The organism is Methanosphaerula subterraneus (assembly GCF_052055875.1).
GTDB lineage: Archaea > Halobacteriota > Methanomicrobia > Methanomicrobiales > Methanospirillaceae > Methanosphaerula > Methanosphaerula subterraneus.
In genome coordinates this window covers 518,932-544,369 of sequence record NZ_CP170508.1, presented here as the reverse complement: position 1 = coordinate 544,369, position 25,438 = coordinate 518,932, and the positions used below count along the sequence as shown (strand labels likewise).

Below are 25,438 nucleotides of genomic sequence, written 5' to 3'. Positions count from 1 at the left end.
GCTGTGACCTGGCGAGATACAGGAATACATTTTAAAGATCTGGTACCAAAGTAGGCACTGAACACCATGAACCCAGAGACCGATATCACGCAGCTCCTCCTCAGAAAACGGGATGAGATCCTCTCGATGGCACAGCAGAGAGGAGCCAGAAATATCCGGGTCTTTGGATCCATTGCACGGAACGAAGCCCGACCTGATAGTGATATCGATCTCCTGATCGACCTGGACCCTGATCGGAGTCTTCTGGATGTCGGGGGTCTTGCCATGGATCTTTCACTGCTGCTCGATCGACCGGTCGACATCGTGACCGAAGCAGGACTCCGGGACCGGATTCGTTCACGGGTATTGCGGGAAGCGCGAGCCTTATGAGAGATGATCCCGAGCGTGTACTGGATATTCTGGAAGCCATTGAACGAATTGAAAAGGTTACAGTCCGGGGCCGTGATTACTTTTACAATGACGAGATGGCACAGGTCTGGGTGATTCACCACCTCCTGATCCTGGGGGAAGCAGTCCGGGGGATCTCCCCGGAATTCAGGGATCGAAACCCTGGCATCCCGTGGTCGGATATCATCGGTTTGAGAAATATCCTTATCCACCACTATTTCGGGATCGACCGTGATGCAGTCTGGAACGTGGTCGAACACGACCTGCCGGCATTAAAAAAACAGGTTCAGTCCCTGGTTCATGAATAGCGGCGGGAGAGATCAGAGCGAGGAGAACCGGTATCCCTGGAGGGAATGGCCCCGCAGCATGCCGGCGTCAGAAACGGATTCCGGGTCAGATCGATCATCTCTCCGTCATCCCCCGGCCGGCCCGAACAATCTATATGTACCGCCGATCGAATCTGATCGACATCCGGGGGTTGACGAATGGAGAGGATGACCGGGTGTCCGTTCTGCGGGCCGGCAGATGAGGAGGTTGTGCTGCAGGGCCGGCTCTGGTACGGCAGGTGGGACTGGTACCCGGTCAGCCCCGGCCACCTGCTGCTGATCCCAGGCCGGCACGTCGCCGGTCCCTTCGAGGCGACAGATGAGGAGATGGCCGAACTCCCCCGGCTGCTGCAGGAGGCGAAGGCGGTGATCGACGGAACATTCCACCCGGACGACTACAATGTCGGGGTGAACTGCGGGGAGGCGGCCGGCCAGACCGTGATGCACCTCCACGTCCACCTGATCCCGCGGTACCGCGGGGACATGGACAAAACCCGGGCTGGCTCCCTCATGTAGTGATGGGGATGAGATAGGTCAGGCTCTTCCCCGACCCGGTCCCGCTAGTCACGACGAATGGCCGGCCGGCGACTGCCTGCTCGATCGCTGCGACCTGGTGGCGGTACAGGCGGAGCGATCGCCCCTCCCCGTCGCGGAAGATCTCTGCAATTCCCGGGTGAAGGAGGCCCGTTTTGACCAGTCCCTCGATCGTGTCGACAGATTCGTACGATGGGTTGACCTGGATCAGGGCATCGGGCCAGAGCGAGTTATGTTGTATCAGTTCCTCATCGACAAAGGAACGGATACGGGGTTCCTCGAAGGTAAAGAAGCTCTGAACGTAATTCTGGTAATCCTGAATTATGCCATCATGTAGATTCTCACCACTCTTCCTCAGCACTTTCTGGATTCAACTCTCGGTATTGAAGAATAAATTGGTAGACAGATGTTTTGAGCAAAATTGAAGACACCATGTCTAATGAAAAACCGAGTTCTTTCAGAATGAGCATTTCCAGAAGGAACTGACATCTTTCCTTGAGGAGAAGGAGACCTTTCCCTTGTTTCGCCTTTGACTTGAGCGACTCGTCGTAATGTGTTAAATAATTCCGAGTATCCGTGACATTTGCCACGAACTTCTTTTTATCCCTAATATATTTCGAAACCTCAGTGCCATATTCAGTTTCTACTGCATTAATTTGACTTCGCAACCGCGGTCTAAGAGAAAATTCATGGATAAATGTTAACTTCCCTTCAAGAGCCTCCTTCTCTTCACAAGAAAAATGAGCAGGAATCGCATCAATTAAAGCCGCTTTGACCTCATCCCTTTCCGCATCAGAGAGAAATTGACCCCCCTCAATGCGCCGGTGGAAGGTCTCAAGTGCCTGGGCAATTTGAAGAAATGACACCGAAGATGCGGTTCGACCATTATAGATTGTCGAGAAATATAGGCTTAATACCGGCTCAATCTGATCGTATAACTCAAACCATCGAGTGAGAATATCGGAAAAATGATTTTGAACGTCATCAAACGAAAAAAACATGTCAGGGGGATGAATCGTTTCTTGCTCTGATTCTTCTGCACTTATTAATCTGGAATAGTAATGGATGGGTATAAGGGATTCATGCTCACCGATTTTTTGCATAAACCTGGGCGATGTGAGCACTACTGAGAGGATTTTTATCGGTCTCCGCATTCCTAGAGCGATCAGATGGCGAAGAATAACGATGTCAGCATAGACCTGGTCTAGAGTCTGATCTTCGCTGTAGTTTATCCGCACTGACCAGGTGACTGATGATTGAATATGCTTGACTTTAGGCGATGGATCGATTCTATAGTAGGAGACGATCTGAAGCGTGAACCGGGGAAGCGAGAAGGAGAATGTTTTGGGCTCCTGTAGGCTGATTGAAAAATTATGAGGACGTTTTGTTTCTGGATCGACTTCATATTGTGTTCTAAATCCAATGATGTTGAGCCAGTCCTCGAAGGATTCAATTTTGATTTCTACTTTAGGAAATTTGACATCATGGGGCTTTGGAAAAAAGCAGCCGCTATAAACAGTTCCGATTAGATATTCCTCAGAGTTAATATTTGAACCACCCTGGATTGATATCCTGATTGTTTCAGAGCGACCTGAACAATCCATGAGGGTATATTGACCATTTTTCTCTCCTACACCATGAATCACCGGCTGAATAGTGGACTTTCCCAAATCCTCTATTTTCGTGAAACTACCCAACAACTTGAGATCACACTCGCCTTTCGATGAGATCGCAAGGGTGCCTGGAAGTTTCACATCTGGGTTATCAGGAAGCCACCAGTATCCTCTCTCTTCAATCAGATTCTGATCCGTCATATCCATTCCGCCGATATAATACCAATTTTAGATAAGGTACTTTCAGAGCAAAAACTTTCCACATTGAAAAACTATGATCAATGGCACACTTATCCTTCGCCAAGGCTGCAACTAGCGCCACTGAAGACTGTTACCATACACGGGCACCACCCCCCCAACCCTTGGATCAGCAGACAGAAGCCTGCCAGGACGATCCAGAGGGTCCGGATCGCCCGCTTGAGGGCCGAAGTATAGGTGAGGTCGAAGGAAATCCGCCGTCACGGAGGAGGCCGGCTGCCTGGTGGGCCTCTTCGGTCCCCTGCACTGACAGGCCCACATCAGTCCACCTGGTGAACCGGTTCTCCCAGTTCCAGGTACTCTCGCCATGTTTTTCACCGCGGATTTTTTTGGGTTTTGATGTTTTTATTTTGCCGGGTTCTTCGGGCCGGCACCGTCGATGTCAGCAATCAGATGCTCATGGCATTTATTTTTTGGTCTGTCCTGAAACTAGGGAGAGATTTGGGGGGAGCTCTCCGAAATAGAACCTAATTTTTCCAAATCAAAGAATGAAAGAGGGTCATTCGGCCTAAAATTACGGCGATATCGATTATAGAGGCCGTGGTTTTTCTTTAATGAAGTAATAAATTCTTTGGGGTTGTTAAAACCGCAAGCTATTGTGACCTTTTCTAAGTATGTATCCAGTTCTGAGCGAGAAATGAAACTTGGGGGCCCATATAATCTTATTGAGGCAACCGGACGCCAAATCTGCGATAAATTTTCATTATTATCGTGACGACAGGCCGTTCTCATGAATAAGAAGTAGTCAGCCTCCGCTATCTCCTTTACTGTGAAAAATCGCTTCATTCTCCCAGATTCAAATCGTTCTTTTATGATATCTGCAGATACACTTGAGCTATTGAGGTTAAGCCGAAGATTTCTCCGTTCATCCAATGATCGAATATATTCATTGATAATTATAAAAGATTCGAGACTACTCTGATAATTTATTCTAACGAAGAGGTGAGTCTGAAGTAGGTGCGCAATTTCAACCCAACGATTATATTTCAACAAAGATGCAACCAGACCAAGGAACATCTCATATGTCAGAAATTTGTTTCCATCAAATTGTTCTACCTTATATTCCCCCTCAAATCCTTCAGGAATATCATAGAGACATACGAGAGACTCAAAAATGGAATATGCAGCTTTGATTGCATCCAGGTCGTTATATTGACAGGCGAGGATTGTTGCTTCAATATATTGATACGAGATCCTCTCTCCCATTTTTATTTGATCGAATATCGCCTCATCGATTTCATCAAACTTTGAGAAATCAGGTTGAATTTGTTTCAATTCCTCAATCAATGATGTATAATAATCTTGAAAAAGGGGTCCGATGGGTTGATCCCTTTTTGATAACGCATTTTTAAGTTGTGTTATCGATGGTCGATTAGAGAACGAAGGTGTGATTGACTCAATTCTCTCTTGTAAATCTATCAAGTCTGAAATAATATGACTTGCACCCGTACACTCTATGTAAGAGTTACGATCATCTTCAAAGACAAACATGATATCTCCGGATGGTTTGACCGGATCTATCCAGAAGAGAGGATAATAATGATTATTCCGTTTCTTGAATACCTTTACTATATCAGGGTCTTTTCCAGCATATCCAAGGACTATGATCCCATGTTCACTCATAATTCTAACAAGTTCATCTTCCATGGGTTGGGTGAGTGATTCGAGATCTTTGGGTGTATTGAGCAGTTTTCCCTTTTCTAGACTTCCATGAGGTTTGTAGACCCGCACCTTTTTGCATTGGATCAATGGCTCAGAGTGTTTTAGATCTTCATCGGAAGTAATCACCTGCACCGTGAGCCCCTTCTCTTCTAATGCTTTTTCGATATAGGGATCAAAATTTGTGGTGATTATGGCTCGAATCATCCCTCTCCGGGCTAGTTCTGCTATTAACCGGTGAGACTCTCCGATTTCTTTATCTGCTAAAAAATTCTGAAAAAAGGATTGTTGATCCGGATAATGGGGAAATAATTCATCGATCAACTCTGAAAAACTTAATTGCCCATATTTACTATCTTTAAACCAATTTTCAAGTTCAATGGGATTCAGTTCCGTTTTTACCTCAGGATACTCTTCGGCATAGAGTTTACTTGCTGTATGGAGCATCAGATCCCAGGAGGTTGGAAGATTGGCATCTTTTGATACGCCAGCACCTGCAAAGAGGATGTACTTTTTCTCTCCAGGGAGTGCAGACGCAGCGAGTTTTACGATAGGATTCATAGGAGACCTTTTGAATAGTAAATTGTAGGATACTTATTATTTATTTAAATCTAAATGGCCTAAATCGAGGAAAAAATAATTCAATGCTATTATTTTGACCTCTGTCCGATTTGATCTTTTAGGGTTGATAATCTATTTTTTAGGTTGTTCATCATTTCTGTTCGTCCTTGCTCATTATTTAAATACTGCAAAACTCGATGGTGCTGCAAATCAAAGGGAACATCGGAAATATTCTGAACGAGGGGAATTACTTCTTTTCCAAGACTATGGGCAATTCCAACTTCATAAAATACATTTGGATTTCTTCCAGAAAAATCGGCAATGATTATCGAAGATGTGAAAATTAGTTCGAAGATGTCTTGAATTATTTCACTATTTTTCCAAGTATTATCTGCTCGTTTGCAATCAAAATGAACCTCCTTACATGATTGATAAATGGTCTGATAAACCAGATTAAATTCTGAGGAAAATGGCATCATAACTGATACTAAATTCAGATCAACATCTACATCTGGAATTTCAAACACTTTCGGAACGAATGTGATCTGTTTTGACGCTTTACGGCTTTCAACAGCAGTGGAAATAAAATTTTCTAATTGGTAGTGCAATTCATATTTTTTTGTTGTATTAGAGAAATCTACGAAAAAATTTTGATATGATAATATTTGATTCATTGATTCTACTGCTTTCTCAGGGTCCCCTTTGTCTCCAAGATATTCCAATGGATCTAATAATTGTGAAATTATTTTTGTAATCTCAATAGAAGGATAATCAAAATTATCTTGATTGTCGATTTCATTCAATTCCTTTAATACATCCTCAACCCACCATCTTTTGGTCGTTCCATCATGCTGATAATCTAAACCAACCGAATTAAAAAAATTGGTTAATAAATAAGAACTACGGTAGGGAAAAATATTCGAATACAGGTCATCCCCGCAAATCATTAGAGCCAATTTCGAAATGATACTCGGATTGAGTTTCATGTGAGTTCTATCCAAACATTCATTTAATTAATTATCTTTTTAGAAATTCAATTATTGAAGCTTGAAAGACTCTCGACCAAGCGATCTCCTTCACCCCCACATTCACCATCCGTACCTACCGGACATCCACCTGCTCCCGCACCAGCTTTTCATAGCACCTCGAACAGATCGCGGTCCCGCTGCCGGCGTGGTCGTACGTCGCCGCCTGGAGCCCGCAGACCGAGCACCGGCCGAGCAGGCCGGTTGGGATCGGCCTGACCTCGTCGAGCGGGATCGCACCGGGCAGGACCTGGACGGCGGCCTGCTCGCGGGCCCGGGCCTTATTGTAGCAGTTCCGGCAGATATGCCGGCTCGTCTCCTGCTTCCCCCGGGCCTGCCGGGCCTGGAACCGTTCGACGTAGTGGACAACGCGGCCGCCGCAGACCGGGCACGGTTCGACCAGGGGACCGCCGGCGATCAGGGAGTAGTCCCCCGGGTCCACCTGGGCGCGGGTCAGCGCCGGCACCACCTTCTTGATCGTACCTCTTTCAGCTGCGGCCGGCTCCCGGTCCTCGATGTCTACTGCAGTTGCGTCATGTACGTCACGTACGTCACGTTTGCAGCAGAGTGACGTACGAGAATGAGAGGTATTCTGTTCCCTGTTTGGCGATTGAACTCCATCCGGAGTTTCGTCATGGTGACTTGCGTCAAATGCTGAATAACAGGGACACACACCCGGACCGGCACTCCCAATCGGTGGGGTCTGTGTGTTATTGGGATGTGACGTAAATACATTATCTTCATTATGTACACAAGAAGATCTAACAGTATCTCCGCCATTGGACGCCGAATCTGGTTCTAATTCATGTACGTCATGTGACGTACTTGTGACGTGCGCCCGGCATGTTCAACAGTCCTCGAGATATTGCCGTTGGTCCGGACGGAACGATCATCGTTGCCGATTTCGGTAATAATCGAGTCCAGCTGATACGCAGGGGGGTCCTGCGCCGGCCGTGAAGCCGGTCGCTGGGGGTACCGGCGTGCCAACAGACACGAACGGCGACAGGCTCTACGACGACGTCAACGGCAACGGTCATATCGACTTCAGTGATGTGGTCCTTTTCTTCAACAATATGGACTGGATCGCCACGAACGAACCTGTCTCTGCCTTCGACTTCAACAGGAATGGTCATATCGACTTCAATGACGTCGTTCTCCTCTTCAATCAGGTCTAACCTCTTTTTTTCGTGGAGAACGTGATAATGTGAATCGGTACATCGGGCGTACTCTCTCTTCCAATGGCCGGCAGGGTGCTAACCCGACCCCTATCAGCGCCTTCAACACCCAGGTTGGCCGGTCATCGAACTGATCCACACCCCGAACGGAACCTGACCACGCTCGATGAGAGGGCCGGCTCTTTTTATTCCTCCCATCTGGGATTTTTCATCTGGTGTCGGGATGGGTTGATCAAAGAGATCAGAATCAGGTTGTTGTCCCTGCACTTCGATTCTTTGAGAGAGAACCAGAACTTCGCCGGCTCGACACTATGATAATTGCGCTGGTCCGACCAGAGGCGAGGACTCCTGCAAAAAAAGGGCATAAGGAAGACAACAAAAGAGGTTCATCGTCGCCGAGACATCTCTTTCCGGCCTCGCCGTCCCGAGTATCGTGGCATACGTCGGTGAGCGGCGCTCTATCGCAACTGTAAAATTATCATTATAAACATTATTTAGAATAAAGAATCAACAAATCAAATCGATAATAATATCATTCTATACAACTTTCAGTTGATGATGAAGTTTATACAAAATTATCGTTTCTGTATTGGATTGTTTTTGGTGGTGCTGCTCCTCGGGTGCTGCATTCAGGTGGCGACAGCGGCGGATGATTATCAATCCGTGGCAAAGTGGTGGGGCTCCCCGGATGGGGCGTTCACTTCCCCCTACGGGATCGCATTCGACAGTGCGGGCAACGTCTACGTCGCCGATTCGAATAACCATCGGGTCCAGAAGTTCACGTCGTCCGGCCTCTTCATCACGATGTGGGGCACCTCCGGCTCTGACAATGGGCAGTTCAGGTATCCCACCGGCATCGCGGTGGACAGCGCGGGCAACGTCTACGTCGCCGACCACGACAACAACCGGATCCAGAAGTTCACGTCGACCGGCACCTTCCTCACGAAATGGGGGACCTCTGGCTATGGAGCCGGACAGTTCAACTGCCCCCGGGGAGTTGCTATCGACAGTGCGGGGAATGTCTACGTCGCTGACTCCTACAACAACCGGGTCCAGAAGTTCACGTCGACCGGCACCTTCCTCGCGAAATGGGGAAGTATTGGCTCTGAAAACGGACAGCTCAATGGCCCGATAGGGATCGCGGTCGATGGCTCTGGCAACGTCTACGTTGCGGATAAATGGAACCACCGGGTCCAGAAGTTCACTGCTATCGGTACCTTCCTCACAACGTGGGGGTCCCGTGGGGCTGAAGACGGACAGTTTGCTTACCCCGAGGGAATCGCGGTCGACAGTGTGGGTAATGTTTATGTTGCCGACAAGGACAACGCCCGGGTCCAGAAGTTTACATCTTCCGGCGCTTTTATCACGAACTGGGGCAGTTACGGCTCCGGGTCCGGACAGTTCAAAGGTCCCCAGGGCATCGCTGTCGACAGGTCGGGCAATGTCTACGTCGCTGAAAGTGGGAACGACTGGGTCCAGAAGTTTGCTCCAAAAACTTCTATCCCGACGGTGACCCCGGTGGCGACACCCGTTCCAACGACGGCAGCGGATATTTATCAGTCCGTGGCGAAGTGGTGTGGCTCTCCGGGCGGAGCGTTCACTTCCCCCTACGGGATCGCATTCGACAGTGCGGGCAACGTCTACGTCGCCGATTCGAATAACCATCGGGTCCAGAAGTTCACGTCGTCCGGCCTCTTCATCACGATGTGGGGCACCTCCGGCTCTGACAATGGGCAGTTCAGGTATCCCACCGGCATCGCGGTGGACAGCGCGGGCAACGTCTACGTCGCCGACCACGACAACAACCGGATCCAGAAGTTCACGCCGACCGGCACCTTCCTCACGAAATGGGGGACCTCTGGCTATGGAGCCGGACAGTTCAACTGCCCCCGGGGAGTTGCTATCGACAGTGCGGGGAATGTCTACGTCGCTGACTCCTACAACAACCGGGTCCAGAAGTTCACGTCGACCGGCACCTTCCTCGCGAAATGGGGAAGTATTGGCTCTGAAAACGGACAGCTCAATGGCCCGATAGGGATCGCGGTCGATGGCTCTGGCAACGTCTACGTTGCGGATAAATGGAACCACCGGGTCCAGAAGTTCACTGCTATCGGTACCTTCCTCACAACGTGGGGGTCCCGTGGGGCTGAAGACGGACAGTTTGCTTACCCCGAGGGAATCGCGGTCGACAGTGTGGGTAATGTTTATGTTGCCGACAAGGACAACGCCCGGGTCCAGAAGTTTACATCTTCCGGCGCTTTTATCACGAACTGGGGCAGTTACGGCTCCGGGTCCGGACAGTTCAAAGGTCCCCAGGGCATCGCTGTCGACAGGTCGGGCAATGTCTACGTCGCTGAAAATGGGAACAGTTGGGTTCAGAAGTTTGCTCCACAAACTCCTATATCGACGGTGACCACGGTGGCGACGACCGTTCCAACGACGACAGTGCCAACAACAACGTCTGCACCCTCGACGTCCGTGTTCCGGTTCACCCCTTCTCCGCTCGTCGTCCTGCTCGGGTCTACGGGCACGACATCGCTCTACCTGGACGGCCTGAAGAACGGCATTTCCGGCTTCAACGTATCGCTCAGCCTCTCCCTTGTCGACCCGACGGTCGGTGAGATCGTTGGAGTTTCACTTCCGGGCTGGACAATGCAGAAGAATTCAGCGCTCCCCGCCGATACGGTATGGTTGACGGCTCTCGATACGAACGGCCAGAGCAACCCCGGGACTTCAACCGCTCAGATCGGGACTATCACCATCAGGGGGGACAGGGGCGGTCAGACCAGCCTCTCCATCACCCAGGTGAGGGTCGACGATGATAGTGGGAATTTGATCTCGCCCCAGATCGTGGCCTGCCCGGTTGAGGTGACTGCCAGTGCGTGTAAACCTCTCCCTGGCATTTCGTCCTCTCCCCGGGACCTCAATGGGGATGGCCGTTATGAAGATGTCAACGGCAACGGTCATACCGACTTCAATGATGTGGTCCTCCTCTTCAACAATATGGACTGGGTGACCACAGATGAACCTGCCTCTGCCTTCGACTTCAACAGGAATGGTCATATCGACTTCAATGACGTCGTCCTCCTCTTTAATCAAGTATGATTGTAATCTGGACTAAATGAGGAAATTTGGTGGTATTCCTCTTATTTCCTCTTTACATCTTCACTCCCTGCGTAGGTGGAAAACCAATTTTCAGTATAATAATATTTAACATAAATTACTTTAGATTGGCATTAAAAACCATCTAACGTATCAAAATCTATATTTGCTTAGCAGTGGTTGATATGTTATGAATAGCAAGAGTTACACCCAGTTCCGGAGGTCAGGCTTCCTCCTGGCTCTGATAGTTATTACCGGATGTCTCCTGATCCCAGGAGCACTCGCGGTCACGGTATCGGCCGGCACCGCCCAGATTGATACGGTGGGAAATACGACCACAATCCCAATTATGTTGGATTCAGCGCCTAATTCACTCTCTGGCTATAAGGTCCTGATCAGTCTCTCGGATCCGGGTGTAGGAACGATCACTGATTGTTCGTTTCCGATATGGCAGGGAATTAATAATAAAAGTAAATTGACACTCCCTTCTGCGAATGTGGTGATCTCAGGTGTTGATACAGCCGATTTTGTTAAAGTAGGTGATACGAATGTCCTCCTTGCCACATTGACCGTAAAGGGTCTTTCTGTTGGGTCAACCCCGATCATCGTAACGGTCTCTTCACCGTATTCGGTTCAGGATGTAGCTGGAACCAGTTATGGTGATGCCTCGGCAACAGCCGGCCAGTTGACTGTTGGTACCCCGGTCACAACCACAACGACGGTTCCACCGACCACTGTGCCGACAACCACGGTAACAACTGTAGTCACAACCACGGCTCCAACCACCGCCCCGACCACCCTGGCTCCAACCACCGCCCCAACCATCTCTGGTCTCCCGGTGGCCGACTTCGCACTCACCACTCCGTCCGCGATGGGCATCCAGATCATCGACGCCTCGGCAAATGCAGACTCGGTCCGGTATGACCTCGGCGATGGCACGAGCACGGCCTATCGGAACTTCCGGTACATATACTGGCAGGTCGGGACCTACACGATCACCCTGACTGCGACCAATGCAGCCGGCTCCTCGGTGAAGACTGTCCAGGTGACTGTGCCGGTGACTGCTCTGGTGACTCCAACGCCCACCCCGGTTGTCACACCGACCGTTACGGGTACTGGAGCGTCGTTCACGGCCCTCCCCGTGACGTCAACACATGGGGATGCAGTCAAGTTCACCGTGACTCCAGCGCTCGGGAAGACAATCCAGTCGAACTGGTGGACCTTTGATAAGGTCAACCACTATGGCACCTGGAACTCGCGGGACATCAATCCGACGTTCTTCTACCCTAAAAAGGGCGACTACACGATACTCGTGAAGATCACGTACACTGACGGTACTACCGAGACTGTCGAGCGGGCGTCCTATATCAAGTCCCTCTGGGCATCGAGATCCATCTAATCCCTTTTTTTTGAATCCCCGGCGGGCTGGGTCCGTCAGGCTTGTTACCAACCGCGTCAAAATTGTCGTGATCGATGCTCATTGCTTCATAGTGGCCTATCCGCATATTCTTCAGGTCCTCTCCTGTGCTGGCTTGGTATCGGGAATCTGCCATCGTCCATTGCCCGAAACCGCCATTGATCTGGTGATCGAGTACGGCGGCGCCGGCATCATTGCCAGAGGGTTCGTCTCGACCGGTGCGACCCGCCGGGCCCTGCAGGCGACCGCGATCGACGCCGATCTGGAGATCGGGATCGTCAACTTCGCCGGTGATGGCCGGCCCGTGCTGCTCGGGATCACCGAACGGCTGGACTTCGTCGACTCAGGCCCACGCGGCCGACCTCGCTCAGTACCGGGCGTCGGCCGGCCGTTCTCCGGGTCCCTGGTCCTGGAGGTGCCGGCCTCTGTCCCGATCTCTGATCTGGTCGAGGTCCATCCACCGTCGGTCAGGTCGGTCGACCTCTCCGGGGTGACGGTCCGGGTGAGTGAAGATCCAGGGCCCCGGCCGCCTGTTCCGCCGGCTCCTGTCGTTACGGCCGGCCCGGTATGCGGCGGTACGGTCTCTTTGACGATGGCCGATGGGGAGGTTGAGGTTTACGAGCTGGTCCGGAAGTTGGCATGAATCGGTGGCTATGGCAAGGTGTGAGGATTCACACATCAGGATTGTAAGATCGATCCGCAAGGAGATTAACGAGGAGTGGGTGACTGGCAGAAAGTATTTGACAATGGAGGAGAGAGGATCAGATACGGAAACGGGTCTTGTTGAAATTACAGCACAATTGGCACGCTACCCTGTAAAACTATCATGGGTAGCGTGCCGAAAGTGATCAGATGGTTCCTCTGCAGGCTCTGGAAGTATCTCCCGTGGATGCTCCTGCTACTCGTGGTCGCTGCAGGCGTCGCGAAGTTGACGACTCCGAACCCGGCGCCGTGGCTCACACTGATCGGTGACGCGGCAATCATCGGCTTGGTCGTCCTCTATGTCATCTACGCAGTCCGGCACTGGGCCCTCGTTGGAGAGAAACAACGGAAATACCGCTGCCGCAAATGCCACATTCCGGTCTCAATGTGAATTTCCGTTATAGATTTATACTTATATATCAATATAATTATAATATGAATAAAATTAAATTTCTTTCAGGACGTGCTCGTATAAGTGGTCAAAAAAAGGTCATTGGCGATATGACTGGTATTAAGTTTGATCCGAGTGCCAAGGGTATTGTTTATGTCGAGATCGAATCGGCAACTTTTGATGTCAATCCAAATCCTATTCAGGATTCCACTTTCGTGTTCCTGTTCGATCTCGACCTATTAGATAATGCCACTGGGGAAGTAATCCGTACCATCAGTGGCTGCGAAATAGATGGATATCCGAACCCGCCGGTTGCTGATTCGAATGGAAAGTGGAATTATCCAGATGGCGCCACATGTCAGGGCAATCTGTAGGGGCAGCGATGTCATATCATCATTAAACTTTTTATTAGGCCTTTCCTACCCGTCTAAAGAGCACGAGGAGCCCGAGTGCCCCAAAGACAACAAGCGGAGAGACCGGTGACAGCGCATCATGAACCTTCTTCTGGTCCTGCGCATCCTGATACTTCTGCTACCAGGACGCAGATGGTGTTGACGTACTTGTTGGGGTTACTGTCTGCGCCATCTGCGTCTTGGCCGTGTTCAGGTTATGCTGGGCCGCCGTGTTCTGTGAATTGATCGCGAGTGCCGCATTGTAGGCATCGATCGCTTCTTGATACTTTTTTAGGTACAGGAGGGCATTTCCCTTGAAGTAATAGATCTGATCATTCGTCTGGGTGATGGCAAGTGCCTGGTCATAGTACTGGATGGCCTGACTATACTTCCCCTGGTCTGCGAGGTCCTGGCCCTTCACAAACAGTTCTTCAGCAGTCTCTGCCATCACCGGCTGGATGACCATGCAGATCAGCAGTCTCTGCCATCACCGGCTGGATGACCATGCAGATCAGCAGTCCAACCAGCACTACAATCCCGACAATTCCCTGCTTCATAAGTTTGGATTATGGGATTATATGACATATAATATAAGTGATAGTGGGGGCGACCGTCTCACCGGTATTCTTCACTACCATTTCACAAACTCTAAGGTCTGCCGCAACGTATGCACAAATCGGTGGCTTATGAAATTTTTTCAAAATCGTCTTTTCTTCATAGGAGTCCTGGTGGTGGTTCTTCTGCTCGGGTGCAGCGTTCAGATCGCGACGGCCGAGGAAGGGTATCAGTTCGTGACGAAGTGGTGGGGCTCGCCGGATGGAGCGTTCTCGGAGCCAACCTGGGTCGCGATCGACAGTGCAGGTAACGTCTACGTAACCGATCATAAAAACCAACGGATCCAGAAGTTCACGTCGAGCGGTGCCTTCATCACGATGTGGGGGAGCTATGGCTTCGGTAAACTGGACGCACCAAACGGACAATTCTATTACCCCGGTGGGATCGCTGTCGACCGCGAAGGCTACGTCTACGTCGCCGACACCTGGAACGACCGGGTCCAGAAGTTCACGTCGACTGGTTCCTTCGTCACGAAGTGGGGAGGTTCTGGATCTGAGGCGGGACAGTTAGATATGCCCGCAGCCATCGCGGTCGACGGTACGGGCTACGTCTACGTAGCCGACTGGAAGAACAACCGGGTCCAGAAGTTCACGTCGACTGGTAATTTCGTCGCTAAGTGGGGAGTCATTGGCTCAGAGAATGGACAGTTTAATGAACCTAGGGGCATCGCAGTTGACAGCGAGGGATACGTCTACGTCGTCGAAACAGGCAACAACCGGGTTCAAAAATTCACATCAACCGGCACCTTCCTCACAAAGTGGGGGATCTACGGCTCCGGGGACGGACAGTTCAACTACCCCCCAGGGCATCGGGGTTGACGGTGCGGGAAGTGTATACGTCGCCGACACTAGTAACCACAGGATCCAGAAGTTCACGTCAACCGGCACCTTCCTCGCGAAGTGGGGGACCTATGGCTCCGGGGACGGACGGTTCAATGACCCCTGGGATATCGCGGTCGACGGTGCGGGCAACGTCTACGTCGCCGACTCCTTGAACAATCTAATCCAGAAATTTACTCCAATAACTCCAATATCCACAACATCCGCTTTCCGGTTCACCCCGTCCCCCCTCATCATCAAACGCGGGTCTACGAACACGACCACTCTCTATATCGACGGCCTGAAGAACGGCATATCAGGTTTCAACGTGTCGCTCAGCCTCTCTCTCACCGACCCGACGATCGGTGAAATTGTCGGAGTCTCACTTCCAGGCTGGACGATGCAGAAGAATTCAACGCTCCCCGCCGATACAGTATTGTTGTCAGCTATCGATACGGCCGTCATCAGCGAACCCGGGACTACAAGCGCTCAGATCGGGACAATCACAATCAGGGGGGACCGGAACGGTCAGACTGCTCTCTCCATCATTCAAGCGAGAGTCGACGATGACAGCGGAGAATTGACCTCACCTCAATTCGCCAATTGCCCCGTCGAGGTGACCGGTTCTGGCCTCTATCTCTCCTGCATTCAGTCATATCCGAACGATCTGAACGGGGACGGTCGCTATGAAGATATCAACGGCAACGGTCATATCGACTTCAATGATGTGGTACTCTTCTTCAACAATATGGACTGGATCGCCACGAATGAACCTGTCTCTGCCTTCGACTTCAACAGGAACGGACAGGTCGACTTCAATGACGTCGTCGTCCTCTTCAACCAGGTCTAACTTTTTTTTAAGAAGGCGAGAAGGAAAATCCAAAAAAACATTCCAGAAAGAGGTGATCCCCCGGGCACATTCCAAAATTATCGAGTTATTTCTGTTTATGATTGATGTTGTGCCATGAAATTCCTTCTTTCGAATATTGGGTCACCTTTCCAAAGGTTTTTTTAGCCGATCCACCTCTGATAGACCAGCAATTCTTTACACCATCATCTCTATCAGAGTAACTCTCCGCCGTTCGCCGGCGTGCCCAGACCTGCTCCATCGGGCCGAGATGAGCGATGGAGTCCTGCCGGATCCGGAAGCCCGGCATCACCGAACGGCTGGACTTCGTCGACGCCCCGGCCCACGCGGCCGACCTTGCCCGGTCTCCGGCAGACGATCCTCCCGACTCGTGGCTCCGGCTGAATCGCATCGTCGGTTTACTATCCATCGCCCCTGGCTCTGCCGGCTTCCGATGAATGTCGCAAGGTATATCCGATCGGTCGATTATCTATACGTACCCTGTCTTTCGTGCTTCTGAAGCCAGAGGCCATGCCGATCCTCTGCCCTGTCCATACCCGCCGTTTTCGAGCGAACCAACGAGAAGGAGACCATGAACCGCATCTCACCCGTTCCAGGGCGCTTCTACGCCTTTCTGCCGGCAGCAGCCCTCCTCCTGGCGATCTGCCTGCTCGCCGCCGGCACGCAGGCTGCGGCCCTGGTACCTGATTCTCAAGCCCTCGTCGACGGCCCGACCATCGCGTCCGTCTCGCCGCCGATCGCGTCGGCCGGTACGAACACGACCATCACGATCGAAGGGACCGGGTTCGGGGCGAAGGCCTCCCGGGAGTCGCCGGCCGATGTCGGGTTTCCATCCGCCGGGGGCGTGTACTGGGCGTCCGGCCGGACCAGCACCGGCAACCCCGACGACATCGTCTCCTGGTCCGACACCGCGATCGTCGTCCGTGTCCCGAACGGGTTCAATGCGGACGGCATCCGGGAGACCGCGAGCAGCGGCGGGCTCCGGGTCGTCACGGACGCGGGCGCGAGGAGCGGGCCGTTCCCGTTCGCGGTCTCATTCGGCGTCGCCGGGAAGCGCTGGGCCCGGCCCCCGGTCTTCGCCGTGAACGACAACTGCCCGGGCGTCGCCGGCGGGGCCGGAGCAGTCCGTCGGGCAGTCGCCACCTGGAACACGGCCCTGCCGGATACGTACCAGATCGACTGCTCGGGCACGTCGAACGGGACGGCCGCGGCCAGAGACGGCGTGAGCCTGATCGCCTGGGGGCCGTCGGGCGGGATCACCTACTATTATGAGAACGACACGATCGTCGAGGCCGACATCATCCTCTCCACATCCTACACCTGGACGGCGGGCGAAGCGGGCGGGTCCGTCTACGGCATCGAGCCGGTAACCCTCCGCAACCTGGGGTTCTGCATCGGGATCGCCTGGCTTGCCGGGGCCGAGCCGCAGGGGCCGTCCGACACCGGGAAGGTCAGTTACCTCTCTCGAAGGGACAGCGCCGCCAACATGAATCTCGTCCATCTCTCTCCGGCGGACCGGGCGGCTGCGGATTACCTGTACGGCAGGGGAATCGCGAACCCGCCCCTGCTCGCGGCCGCGTTCGCCGCCGACACCATCGCCGGCCCGGCGCCGCTCACCGTCCGGTTCACGGATGACTCGCTCGGCGGGGCTACGGGCCGGACCTGGGACTTCGGCGACGGCGGGACGGCGGCCGAGCGGAACCCCGTCCACGTCTACGCCGCACCCGGGGCCTACACCGTCACCCTGACAGCCTCGGCCTCCGGGTACCCCGACGATACGGTCCGGGCCGTCGAGCGGATCGCCGTGACCGGCGCCGCCGTCCGGGCAGTCCCCGGCGGTGCCGGCGTACCGACATCGACGGCGAACGACGGCCGGTGCGACGACGTCGACGGGAACGGCCGGAAGGACTTCGCCGACGTCGTCCTCTGTTTCAACCAGATGGACTGGATCGCCGCGAACGAGCCGGCCGGCCCGTTCGACTACAACTCCGACAGCCGGATCGACTTCGCCGACGTGGTCTCGCTCTTCAACACGCTCTGACAGGCCTCTTCGCGGGGCGGAAAATCCCCGGATTCTATTTTAACCCCTCCCCCGACCTCCGTCACCCTTCCATATGCACGTAACATACCATTATATGCTTTAAAGCGTATGATTCGCCTCACCAGGACCTTCCGAAATATGATACGCCTGGCAGTTTCTACTGGAGAATCAAACGACCATGGACACACACCCACACACTGGGCGCACCGCCCACTTGATCATAACCGGACTGCTCATTGCACTCCTGCTCCTCTGCACTGGCGCCATCGGTGCCGCCAGCGGCACGGATCCGACCCTCGGCACAGCCGCAACCGGTCAGCCAACCACGGCCCCTGCCATGCTGGCGACCCAGATAACACCGTCAGGCGCGGACCTGAACGCAACGGTGAGCATAGACGAGAAGACCGGGCTCAGGTACAAGGGAAAGACCACACCCGAGGAACGGGAGGCCGCTGCTGACCGATATCGCCAGACCGAACAGGCCGCCCGCTCTAACGCCACCATCAAGAATACCGGCATCAACGCCGCCTCCACCCCGGCTCCGAGCGACCCGCCGCATTACTACGGCCCGTACCCCAACTACGCCAACAGCCCCATGCCGACCGGCTCCGTCGCCACCGTCACCATAACCAGCGGAGGCAGCGGTTACTTCGCCCCTGTGGTCGAGATCGTCGACCTCTACAACACCGGCTCGGGCGCCACGGCCACAGCCACGGCCGACCCGGCGACCGGCGCCATCACGGGCGTCACCATCACGAACGCCGGCTCGGGCTACACCGCCCCTGTCGTCTACGTCTCGAACGCCACGGCCCCGCAGGGCGCCGACGCCCAGCTCGACGCCACCATCGGCGGCGCACTCTCCGGCGGCATCCGGAAGTTCATAAGCGCACTGCCGAGCATCTCCGTCGCCGTCCCGGACACGACGACCTATCCCGACGCCGACTACTATGAGCTCGAGCTCAGGCAGTACACGCAGCAGCTGCACCCCGACCTCCCGGCGACCACCCTCCGCGGATACGTCCAGGTGAAGAACGGCCAGGACGTCTCGCCGATCTCCTACCTCGGCCCGACGATCGTGGCCCAGCGCGACCGGGCCGTCCGGGTCAAGTTCACCAATAAACTGCCCACCGGCGCCGGCGGCAACCTCTTCCTGCCCGTCGACCCCACAGTCATGGGCGCAGGCATGGGCCCGCTCGGCATGAACGCCAACCCCATGGACTACACGCAGAACCGTGCGAACATCCACCTCCATGGTGGCGCCACCCCCTGGATCAGCGACGGCACGCCGCACCAGTGGATCACCCCGGCCGGCGAGAACACGCCGTACCCAAAGGGTGTCAGCGTCGTGAACGTGCCCGACATGCCCGATCCGGGCGACGGGTCGATGACCTTCTACTACACCAACCAGCAGAGCGCCCGGCTCATGTTCTACCACGACCACTCCTACGGGATCACCCGCCTCAACGTCTACGCAGGCGAGGCAGCGCCGTACCTGGTCACTGACAAGATCGAGCAGGACATGATCGCCGGCACCAACAACTCCGGGATCAACCCGACAGGCGCCAAGGTCCTCCCTGATGCGGGCATCCCGCTGGTCATCCAGGACAAGACCTTCGTGGACGCCACCACCATCGGCTTCCAGGACCCCACCTGGAAATGGGGCTCGACGCCGGGTACGGCGCACACCGGCGACCTCTGGCTGCCCCATGTCTACATGACCAACCAGAACCCGTACGACAGTTCCGGCACCAACGCCTACGGCCGGTGGCACTACGGCCCGTGGTTCTGGCCGCCGACGACCGTCGTCCACGGCCCGACCGCGAACCCCTACTACAACCCTTCAAATCCCAGCCCATCCGAACCGGCCCTGATCCCGGGCGTGCCAAGCAACTCCATGGGCATGGAATCCTACATGGACACACCGGTCGTCAACGGCGAGGCCTACCCCTACCTTGACGTGCAGCCCACGACCGTCAGGTTCCGCATCCTCAACGCGGCCGACGACCGGTTCGTCAACCTGCAGCTCTATGTGGCCGACCCGAACGTGGTGACCGCAGACGGCCGGACGAACACCGAAGTCAAAATGGTTCCTGCCCAGGACGGTCGCGAGGGTGGTGTGCCAGATCCCGCGGCGGCGGGCCCGAGCATGATCCAGATCGCCAACGAGGGCGGGTTCCTGCCTGCACCGGTGGTCCTCCCGAACCAGCCGATCGGCTGGAACTTAGACCCGACAGCCTTCGACTTCGGTAATGTCAACCAGGGCACACTCATCCTCGGCACGGCCGAGCGGGCCGACGTGCTCATCGACTTCTCGAAGTACGCGGGCAAGACCCTGATCCTCTACAACGACGCGCCTGCGGCGTTCCCGGCGCTCGACCCACGCTACGACTACTACACCGGCAAGCCGGACCTGACCGGCACCGGCAGCACGCCGACGACGCAGGCCGGATACGGCCCGAACACCCGCACGATCATGCAGATCCGGGTGGCGGCCACGACCCCTGCACCAGAGTACAACCTCGCGACCCTGCAGTCGGTCTTTGCCAAGACCGCCGGCAAGCTCGGCGTCTTCGAGGCCGGCGAGGATCCCATCATCGTGCCGGACGCACGCTACAACTCCGCCTACAACGCGAACTTCCCGACCGACCAGTACGTGCGGATCTTCGAGACGACCACGCACACCTACAAGAACATCACGGGCGCGACAGTGACCTCGACGCTCGACGCCAAGGCCCTCCACGACGAGATGGGTTCGGCGTACGAGACCGATTACGGCCGAATGAGCGGCTTCCTCGGGCTCGAACTGCCCGCCTCCTCCGCCACGACCCAGAACTTCCTGCTCTACCCGTACGCGAGCCCGCCCGTCGAACTGATCGAATCGTCCGGGATCTACGGCACGTTCCTCGGGAACACCACCGACGGGGTCCAGTTCTGGAAGATCACGCACAACGGCGTGGACACGCACACCATCCATACGCACCTCTTCAACGTCCAGGTGATCAACCAGGTCGCCTGGGACAACATCATAAGGCCGCCCGATGCGAACGAGCTCGGCTGGAAGGAGACCGTCCGCGTGGACCCGCTCACGGACACGATCCTCGCGTTCCGGCCGGTGACGCCGACGACGCCCTTCGAGGTGCCGAACAGCGTCCGGCTGCTCGACCCGACCATGCCCGAGGGCGTAACCCTGCAGGGCCCTCCGGGCGGGTTCACGGACCCCGCGGCCAACCCGGTCACGATCACGAACCACTACGTCAACTTCGGCTGGGAGTATGTCTACCACTGCCACCTCCTCTCGCACGAGGAGATGGACATGATGCACTCGATGGCCTACGCCGCCGCGCCGCGACCGCCCTCGAACCTGTCGGCCGTCCGCCTCAACGGGAACCAGGGAATCCAGCTGACCTGGACGGACGCCTCGACCACCGAGACCGGGTTCGTGATCCAGCGGGCGACGGACGCCGGGTTCACGAATAGCCCGACCACCTTCACCGTCGCCGCCAACACGAAGACCTACACCGATACCACGGCCGCCCAGGCCACGCAGTACTTCTACCGCGTGCTGGCCCGGAACCTGGTCGGCGACACGGTCACGCCCGGGTTCCCGACCCAGGCCGGCGACTCGGCCTGGTCCAATACGGCCTCGCCCGGAGGGGCAACCCCGGCGCCGACCGCACCGACGGGTGTGACGGCGACGGCAGCCCGTGTGAACAACAACTTCGACCGGGTCACGCTGACCTGGACCGATACCTCGACCACCGAGACCGGTTTCCGGATCCAGCAGGCTACGGATAGCGGATTCACGGCGAACGTGGTGACCGGCACCGTCGGGGCGGACATCGTCCGGTTCCGGACGTTGAACCTGCCACTCAACACGAACTACTACTTCAGGGTTCAGTCGTTCAACGCCGGGGGCGCCTCCGCATGGGTGAACGCGGCGCCGTTACCGGTGCTGACACCCTGAACGGGGATCTCCCGCGGGGCGACACCCCGCCCTCATCCTCTCCCCCACTCTCCGCCCGACGACCCGGGCGGTGTTCACACGGCCCGGTCGGTGGAGAGGGGAGAGCATTCAAGGGCTGAATGGGAAAACCAAATCTGCAACAGTACATAATCACAGGGTTCAACGGAGGATTCGTATGAAATCGAGCACTATCATCTGTATTTTACTGGTCCTGATGGCCGGCATTCAAGCCGTCGCCGCGGCCGAAACGTACGTCTATGCGGCGCAGTGGGGCAAGGCCGGCGGCAGTCCCGGCACCGGCAACGGGGAGTTCAATCAGCCGGCCCGGATTGCGTTCGACACCCACGGCAGCGTCTTTGTGGATGACATGAACAACCACCGGATCCAGAAGTTCAATGCCGTGGGCGGCTTTGTCACCACGTGGGGGAGCGAAGGCGTGGCTGACCCGCCGTCCGCAGCAGGGACGTTCCTGTACCCGCTGGGTGTTGCGGTGGATAGCCAGGACTACCTGTATGTCGCCGATCGCGGCATCCACCGGGTCCAGGTCATGGACCCCTCCCAGATCTGGACGGTCTTCGGGCCCAACGGCACCGTGGAACTCCTTCAGCCGAGCGATGTCGCGGTGGACAGTTCCGACAACGTCTACGTGGTCGACTGGGGGCACAACCGCATCCGCAAGTTCGACCTCCAGGGAGCCCCGCTCGGCGAGTGGGGCACCCTCGGATCGGGGAAACTGCAGTTCAATGGGCCCCGCGGCATCGCCGTCGACAGCGCCAACAACGTGTACGTGGCCGACACCGGCAATAACCGGGTCATGAAGTTCGACAGCAACGGCGCCTACCTCGCGACGATCGGCACGGCGGGCACGGGCAACGGGCAGCTCTCCGGGCCATGGGGCGTGGACGTGGACACCGCCGGCAACGTCTACGTGGCCGACACCGGCAATAACCGGGTCGAGAAGTTCAGCAGCAACGGCGCCTTCCTCGCGACGATCGGCACGGCGGGCACGGGCAACGGGCAGTTTTCGAGGCCGTACGATGTCTCGGTGAACAGTGTCGGGATGGTCTACGTGGCCGACACCGGCAACAATCGTGTGCAGTTCTTTTTACCGAAGACCGTGGATACAACGCCCCTGCTCGTGCCGGGCGGTGTCGGGGTGCCGACGGACACAAACGGTGACGGCCGCTATGATGATGTCAACGGCAACAGGGCGCTCGACTTCAGTGACGTGGTGCTCTACTTCAACCAGATGGACTGGATCGCCGCGAACGAGCCCCTGGCCGCGTTCGACTACAACGGGAACGGACAGATCGATTTCAATGACGTGGTCTGGCTCTTCAACCAGATCTAACCCTTTTTTGTCGAAACGCCGGCAGCCGGCCCGAGGGTGAAGAAGAACGCCGCGCCCATCCCCGGTTCGCCCTCGGCCCAGACCCGCCCGCCGTGCCGCTCGACGATCCGCTGCACGATGGCGAGCCCGACGCCGGTCCCCTCGTATTCGCGCCCGTCGTGGAGCCGCTGGAAGACCTGGAAGAGCATGGTCGCATACTTCTGGTCGAACCCGACCCCGTTGTCACGGACAGAGTAGACCGGACGGCCGCTTCCGTCGTCGGACCCGATCGCGAGCTCGGCCACCTCGCGGTCCCGCGTGAACTTGAGCGCGTTGCCGATCAGGTTCGCAAAGACCTGCTTGAGCAGCGCCGGGTCTGCACGGCAGGGGGCGAGCCCGCCGACATTGACACGGACCTCGCGCCCCTGCCGCTCGCCGGCGAGGTCGTCGAGCACCTCGGCCACGATCCCGGCCGGCTCGACCTCCCTGATGGCCAGGGCCTGCCGGCCCATGCGCGAGAAGGTGAGCAGATCGTCGATCAGCCGGCCCATCTGTCGTGCGTTCTGGCCGATCAGGTCGAGGTAGCGGATCGCAGAATCGGTCAGTTCGGGCCGGTGCTCGTGCTGCAGGATACAGGTATAGCCGTCGATCGCCCGCAGCGGCGCCCGCAGGTCGTGCGAGACCGAATAGGTGAACGACTCGAGGTCGCGGTTTGCGGCCTGCAGCTCTGCCGTCCGCTCTTCCACGCGCCGTTCCAGCCCGGCCGTGAGCGCAGCGAGGGCTTCCTCCGCCTCGCGCCGCTCGGTGACGTCACGGCCGACGGTCTGGAACTCGGCGACGGCGCCGGAGCGATCGAAGAAGGCCCGGTTGTGCCACTGCAGCCAGCGGGTCGATCCGTCGGGACAGCGGACCCGGTGCTCGATCGTTCCGTCCGGCGACTCCGGAGAGAACCGGGCGAAGTACGCACGGAGCTCGTCCCGCTCGTCCACCGGGAGATCGGAATGGAACCTCGCGCCGACCACCCCCCCGGGATCGAGCCCGAAGAACCGGCAGTAGGCTTCGTTCGCAAAGCGATGGGTGCCGTCGGGTGTGAACCGGCAGATCAGCTCCCGCTGGCTCTCGACCACGGCACGGTACCGCGCCTCGCTCTCCCGCAGGCGTGCCCGGACGTGCTGGCGGAGGAGGGCGACCGAAGCCTGCCGGACGAACGCCTCGATCAGCCCCCGGTGGCCGAGCTCCCCGCCCTTCCTGACCCCGATGGTGAGGACCCCGTAGAGCCCGTCCCGGCAGTTGAAGCCCATCGAATAGTACTTCCCGGCGTCAGTGCGCTCCTCAATCCGGTTGCAGGCCTCCTCCGGCAATGTCTTGAAGCAGGCCTGATACAGGGAGGTGATCACCTCCACCAGCCTGTCGCACCCGAGGACGGTCTCGACGCTCGGGACCTTGTCGAGCGGGAGCGACATCCCTTCAAGATCGAATCCCAGTTCTTCCCTGACGATCCGGCGTGCCGGCTCTTCGGCGATCAGGTTCCGAAAGGTGAAGAGGCGGGTATCCCGGTCGAGCAGCAGGATGCCGACATAGCACTCTGGCAGGAGACTATGTACCTTCTCGCCGATGTAGCGGTAGATGTCCTCCTCATCCCCCATCCTGATGAAGTCCATCGCGGTCCGGGAGAGGAACTCCAGCTCCTCGTTCCGTCGCTGGAGGGCGGCGGACGCCGGCTCCTTCGCGACCATCTCCTCGATCGCACCGGCCAGGGCCCGAAGGCGTTCGGCGGGGTCGCCGCTCTTCTCGACATACCGGTCCGCCCCGCTGTTCAGGGCCTGGATCACGACCTGCTCGTGGCCCGGCTCCATCAGGAGGAGGAAGGGGATCGGGGGCTCGTGCGTCCGCACGATCGAGAGGGTGCCGGGCACCTCGTCTTCGGGCGGATCGGCGACCACCGCATCGAACTCCCGTCCCCGGAAGAGCGCGACCGCCTCGTCAAACGTCCCCGCCGGTACGGCCTCAATCGCCCCGTCCCGTGAGAGCCACCGTTCTGCCTGCTCGCACCAGGCGGGATCGTGATCATAGTAGAGGATGGAGATCATCGGATCTCACACGCATCACCAGTGCGGGGGAGATAATATACCTTCCCCTTACTTCCGTCGGACCCGAGCGGCTGGACAGGTGTCGCTGAACCTCTCCCGCTTCGAGGCCATCCGGCCGGATCAAACAGCATAATTAAACGGAAGTACCGGCAATTCAGAGATAGTAATGG

At 56.2% G+C, this 25,438-nt stretch carries 23 protein-coding genes and 2 pseudogenes; 16 read left to right on the top strand and 9 right to left on the bottom strand.

What is annotated here, in order from left to right:
• Positions 1–66 precede the first annotated feature (66 nt).
• The 3 genes from ACFKSJ_RS02520 (at position 67) to ACFKSJ_RS02510 (ending at position 1,229) form a co-directional block, all read left to right on the top strand.
• Positions 67–369: a nucleotidyltransferase family protein gene (locus ACFKSJ_RS02520; RefSeq protein WP_440950698.1), complete on the top strand. Its 303-nt coding sequence runs from the start codon at positions 67–69 to the stop codon at positions 367–369.
• Positions 366–695, top strand: coding sequence for a HepT-like ribonuclease domain-containing protein (locus tag ACFKSJ_RS02515; RefSeq protein ID WP_440950697.1), 330 nt, complete (start codon positions 366–368; stop codon positions 693–695). The genes ACFKSJ_RS02520 and ACFKSJ_RS02515 overlap by 4 nt, the downstream gene beginning before the upstream one ends.
• A gap of 177 nt (positions 696–872) precedes the next feature.
• A complete protein-coding gene (locus ACFKSJ_RS02510) occupies positions 873–1,229 on the top strand; it encodes an HIT family protein (RefSeq protein ID WP_440950696.1) in 357 nt (118 codons plus the stop codon).
• Here the strand turns inward: ACFKSJ_RS02510 and ACFKSJ_RS02505 are convergent.
• The 6 genes and pseudogenes from ACFKSJ_RS02505 to ACFKSJ_RS02480 form a co-directional block, all read right to left on the bottom strand.
• Positions 1,222–1,608 carry a hypothetical protein gene (locus ACFKSJ_RS02505; RefSeq protein WP_440950695.1) on the bottom strand — a complete coding sequence of 129 codons (387 nt, stop codon included), beginning with the start codon at positions 1,606–1,608 and terminating at the stop codon, positions 1,222–1,224. The two genes, ACFKSJ_RS02510 and ACFKSJ_RS02505, sit on opposite strands and share 8 nt — an antisense overlap.
• Positions 1,589–3,067 carry a HEPN domain-containing protein gene (locus tag ACFKSJ_RS02500; protein WP_440950694.1) on the bottom strand — a complete coding sequence of 493 codons (1,479 nt, stop codon included), beginning with the start codon at positions 3,065–3,067 and terminating at the stop codon, positions 1,589–1,591. The genes ACFKSJ_RS02505 and ACFKSJ_RS02500 overlap by 20 nt, the downstream gene beginning before the upstream one ends.
• 179 nt (positions 3,068–3,246) lie before the next feature.
• Positions 3,247–3,443: pseudogene (locus tag ACFKSJ_RS02495) on the bottom strand (histidine phosphatase family protein); the annotation flags it as partial.
• 104 nt (positions 3,444–3,547) lie between these two features.
• Complete coding sequence (locus ACFKSJ_RS02490) at positions 3,548–5,338, bottom strand: SIR2 family protein (protein WP_440950693.1); 1,791 nt, start codon at positions 5,336–5,338, stop codon at positions 3,548–3,550.
• An 89-nt stretch (positions 5,339–5,427) separates the two neighbouring features.
• Positions 5,428–6,324 (bottom strand): hypothetical protein, encoded by an 897-nt coding sequence (locus tag ACFKSJ_RS02485; RefSeq protein ID WP_440950692.1) that lies wholly within the window; start codon positions 6,322–6,324, stop codon positions 5,428–5,430.
• A 115-nt stretch (positions 6,325–6,439) separates the two neighbouring features.
• Positions 6,440–6,829 (bottom strand): hypothetical protein, encoded by a 390-nt coding sequence (locus ACFKSJ_RS02480; protein WP_440950691.1) that lies wholly within the window; start codon positions 6,827–6,829, stop codon positions 6,440–6,442.
• Positions 6,830–7,206: 377 nt separating this feature from the next.
• Here ACFKSJ_RS02480 and ACFKSJ_RS02475 point away from each other — a divergent pair, with 377 nt between their 5' ends.
• The 7 genes from ACFKSJ_RS02475 (at position 7,207) to ACFKSJ_RS02445 (ending at position 13,524) form a co-directional block, all read left to right on the top strand.
• Positions 7,207–7,320, top strand: coding sequence for a hypothetical protein (locus ACFKSJ_RS02475; RefSeq protein WP_440950690.1), 114 nt, complete (start codon positions 7,207–7,209; stop codon positions 7,318–7,320).
• A gap of 23 nt (positions 7,321–7,343) precedes the next feature.
• Positions 7,344–7,538, top strand: coding sequence for a dockerin type I domain-containing protein (locus ACFKSJ_RS02470; protein WP_440950689.1), 195 nt, complete (start codon positions 7,344–7,346; stop codon positions 7,536–7,538).
• Between the two features lie 558 nt (positions 7,539–8,096).
• On the top strand, positions 8,097–10,643 hold the full coding sequence (locus ACFKSJ_RS02465; protein ID WP_440950688.1) for a dockerin type I domain-containing protein: 2,547 nt from the start codon (positions 8,097–8,099) through the stop codon (positions 10,641–10,643).
• Positions 10,644–11,325: 682 nt separating this feature from the next.
• Positions 11,326–12,039: a PKD domain-containing protein gene (locus ACFKSJ_RS02460; RefSeq protein WP_440950687.1), complete on the top strand. Its 714-nt coding sequence runs from the start codon at positions 11,326–11,328 to the stop codon at positions 12,037–12,039.
• A 160-nt stretch (positions 12,040–12,199) separates the two neighbouring features.
• Positions 12,200–12,700 (top strand): hypothetical protein, encoded by a 501-nt coding sequence (locus tag ACFKSJ_RS02455; protein WP_440950686.1) that lies wholly within the window; start codon positions 12,200–12,202, stop codon positions 12,698–12,700.
• Positions 12,701–12,892: 192 nt separating this feature from the next.
• A complete protein-coding gene (locus ACFKSJ_RS02450; RefSeq protein WP_440950685.1) occupies positions 12,893–13,150 on the top strand; it encodes a hypothetical protein in 258 nt (85 codons plus the stop codon).
• Between the two features lie 44 nt (positions 13,151–13,194).
• Positions 13,195–13,524: a hypothetical protein gene (locus tag ACFKSJ_RS02445; protein WP_440950684.1), complete on the top strand. Its 330-nt coding sequence runs from the start codon at positions 13,195–13,197 to the stop codon at positions 13,522–13,524.
• 157 nt (positions 13,525–13,681) lie between these two features.
• Here ACFKSJ_RS02445 and ACFKSJ_RS02440 read toward each other — a convergent pair whose 3' ends face one another.
• Both ACFKSJ_RS02440 and ACFKSJ_RS02435 read right to left on the bottom strand, forming a co-directional pair.
• Positions 13,682–13,990, bottom strand: a complete 309-nt coding sequence (locus tag ACFKSJ_RS02440; protein WP_440950683.1) for a tetratricopeptide repeat protein — start codon at positions 13,988–13,990, stop codon at positions 13,682–13,684.
• Positions 13,974–14,099: a hypothetical protein gene (locus ACFKSJ_RS02435; RefSeq protein WP_440950682.1), complete on the bottom strand. Its 126-nt coding sequence runs from the start codon at positions 14,097–14,099 to the stop codon at positions 13,974–13,976. Before ACFKSJ_RS02435 ends, ACFKSJ_RS02440 begins: the two co-directional genes overlap by 17 nt.
• A gap of 21 nt (positions 14,100–14,120) precedes the next feature.
• On the opposite strand from ACFKSJ_RS02435, the pseudogene ACFKSJ_RS02430 reads away from it, so the two are divergent.
• From ACFKSJ_RS02430 to ACFKSJ_RS02405, 6 genes and pseudogenes are all read left to right on the top strand, one after another.
• Positions 14,121–14,849, top strand: a pseudogene (locus tag ACFKSJ_RS02430) (hypothetical protein); the annotation flags it as partial.
• Entirely contained in the window at positions 14,830–15,825 is a 996-nt protein-coding gene (locus ACFKSJ_RS02425; RefSeq protein WP_440950681.1) for a dockerin type I domain-containing protein, read from the top strand. The pseudogene ACFKSJ_RS02430 and the gene ACFKSJ_RS02425, both read left to right, overlap by 20 nt.
• A gap of 275 nt (positions 15,826–16,100) precedes the next feature.
• Positions 16,101–16,280, top strand: a complete 180-nt coding sequence (locus ACFKSJ_RS02420; RefSeq protein WP_440950680.1) for a hypothetical protein — start codon at positions 16,101–16,103, stop codon at positions 16,278–16,280.
• Positions 16,281–16,414: 134 nt separating this feature from the next.
• Positions 16,415–17,884, top strand: coding sequence for a PKD domain-containing protein (locus ACFKSJ_RS02415; RefSeq protein WP_440950679.1), 1,470 nt, complete (start codon positions 16,415–16,417; stop codon positions 17,882–17,884).
• Positions 17,885–18,062: 178 nt separating this feature from the next.
• Complete coding sequence (locus ACFKSJ_RS02410; protein WP_440950678.1) at positions 18,063–21,848, top strand: hypothetical protein; 3,786 nt, start codon at positions 18,063–18,065, stop codon at positions 21,846–21,848.
• 175 nt (positions 21,849–22,023) lie between these two features.
• Positions 22,024–23,199 (top strand): beta-propeller domain-containing protein, encoded by a 1,176-nt coding sequence (locus ACFKSJ_RS02405; protein ID WP_440950677.1) that lies wholly within the window; start codon positions 22,024–22,026, stop codon positions 23,197–23,199.
• Here ACFKSJ_RS02405 and ACFKSJ_RS02400 read toward each other — a convergent pair.
• Positions 23,196–25,268: a PAS domain S-box protein gene (locus ACFKSJ_RS02400; RefSeq protein ID WP_440950676.1), complete on the bottom strand. Its 2,073-nt coding sequence runs from the start codon at positions 25,266–25,268 to the stop codon at positions 23,196–23,198. The two genes, ACFKSJ_RS02405 and ACFKSJ_RS02400, sit on opposite strands and share 4 nt — an antisense overlap.
• Positions 25,269–25,438: the final 170 nt, after the last annotated feature.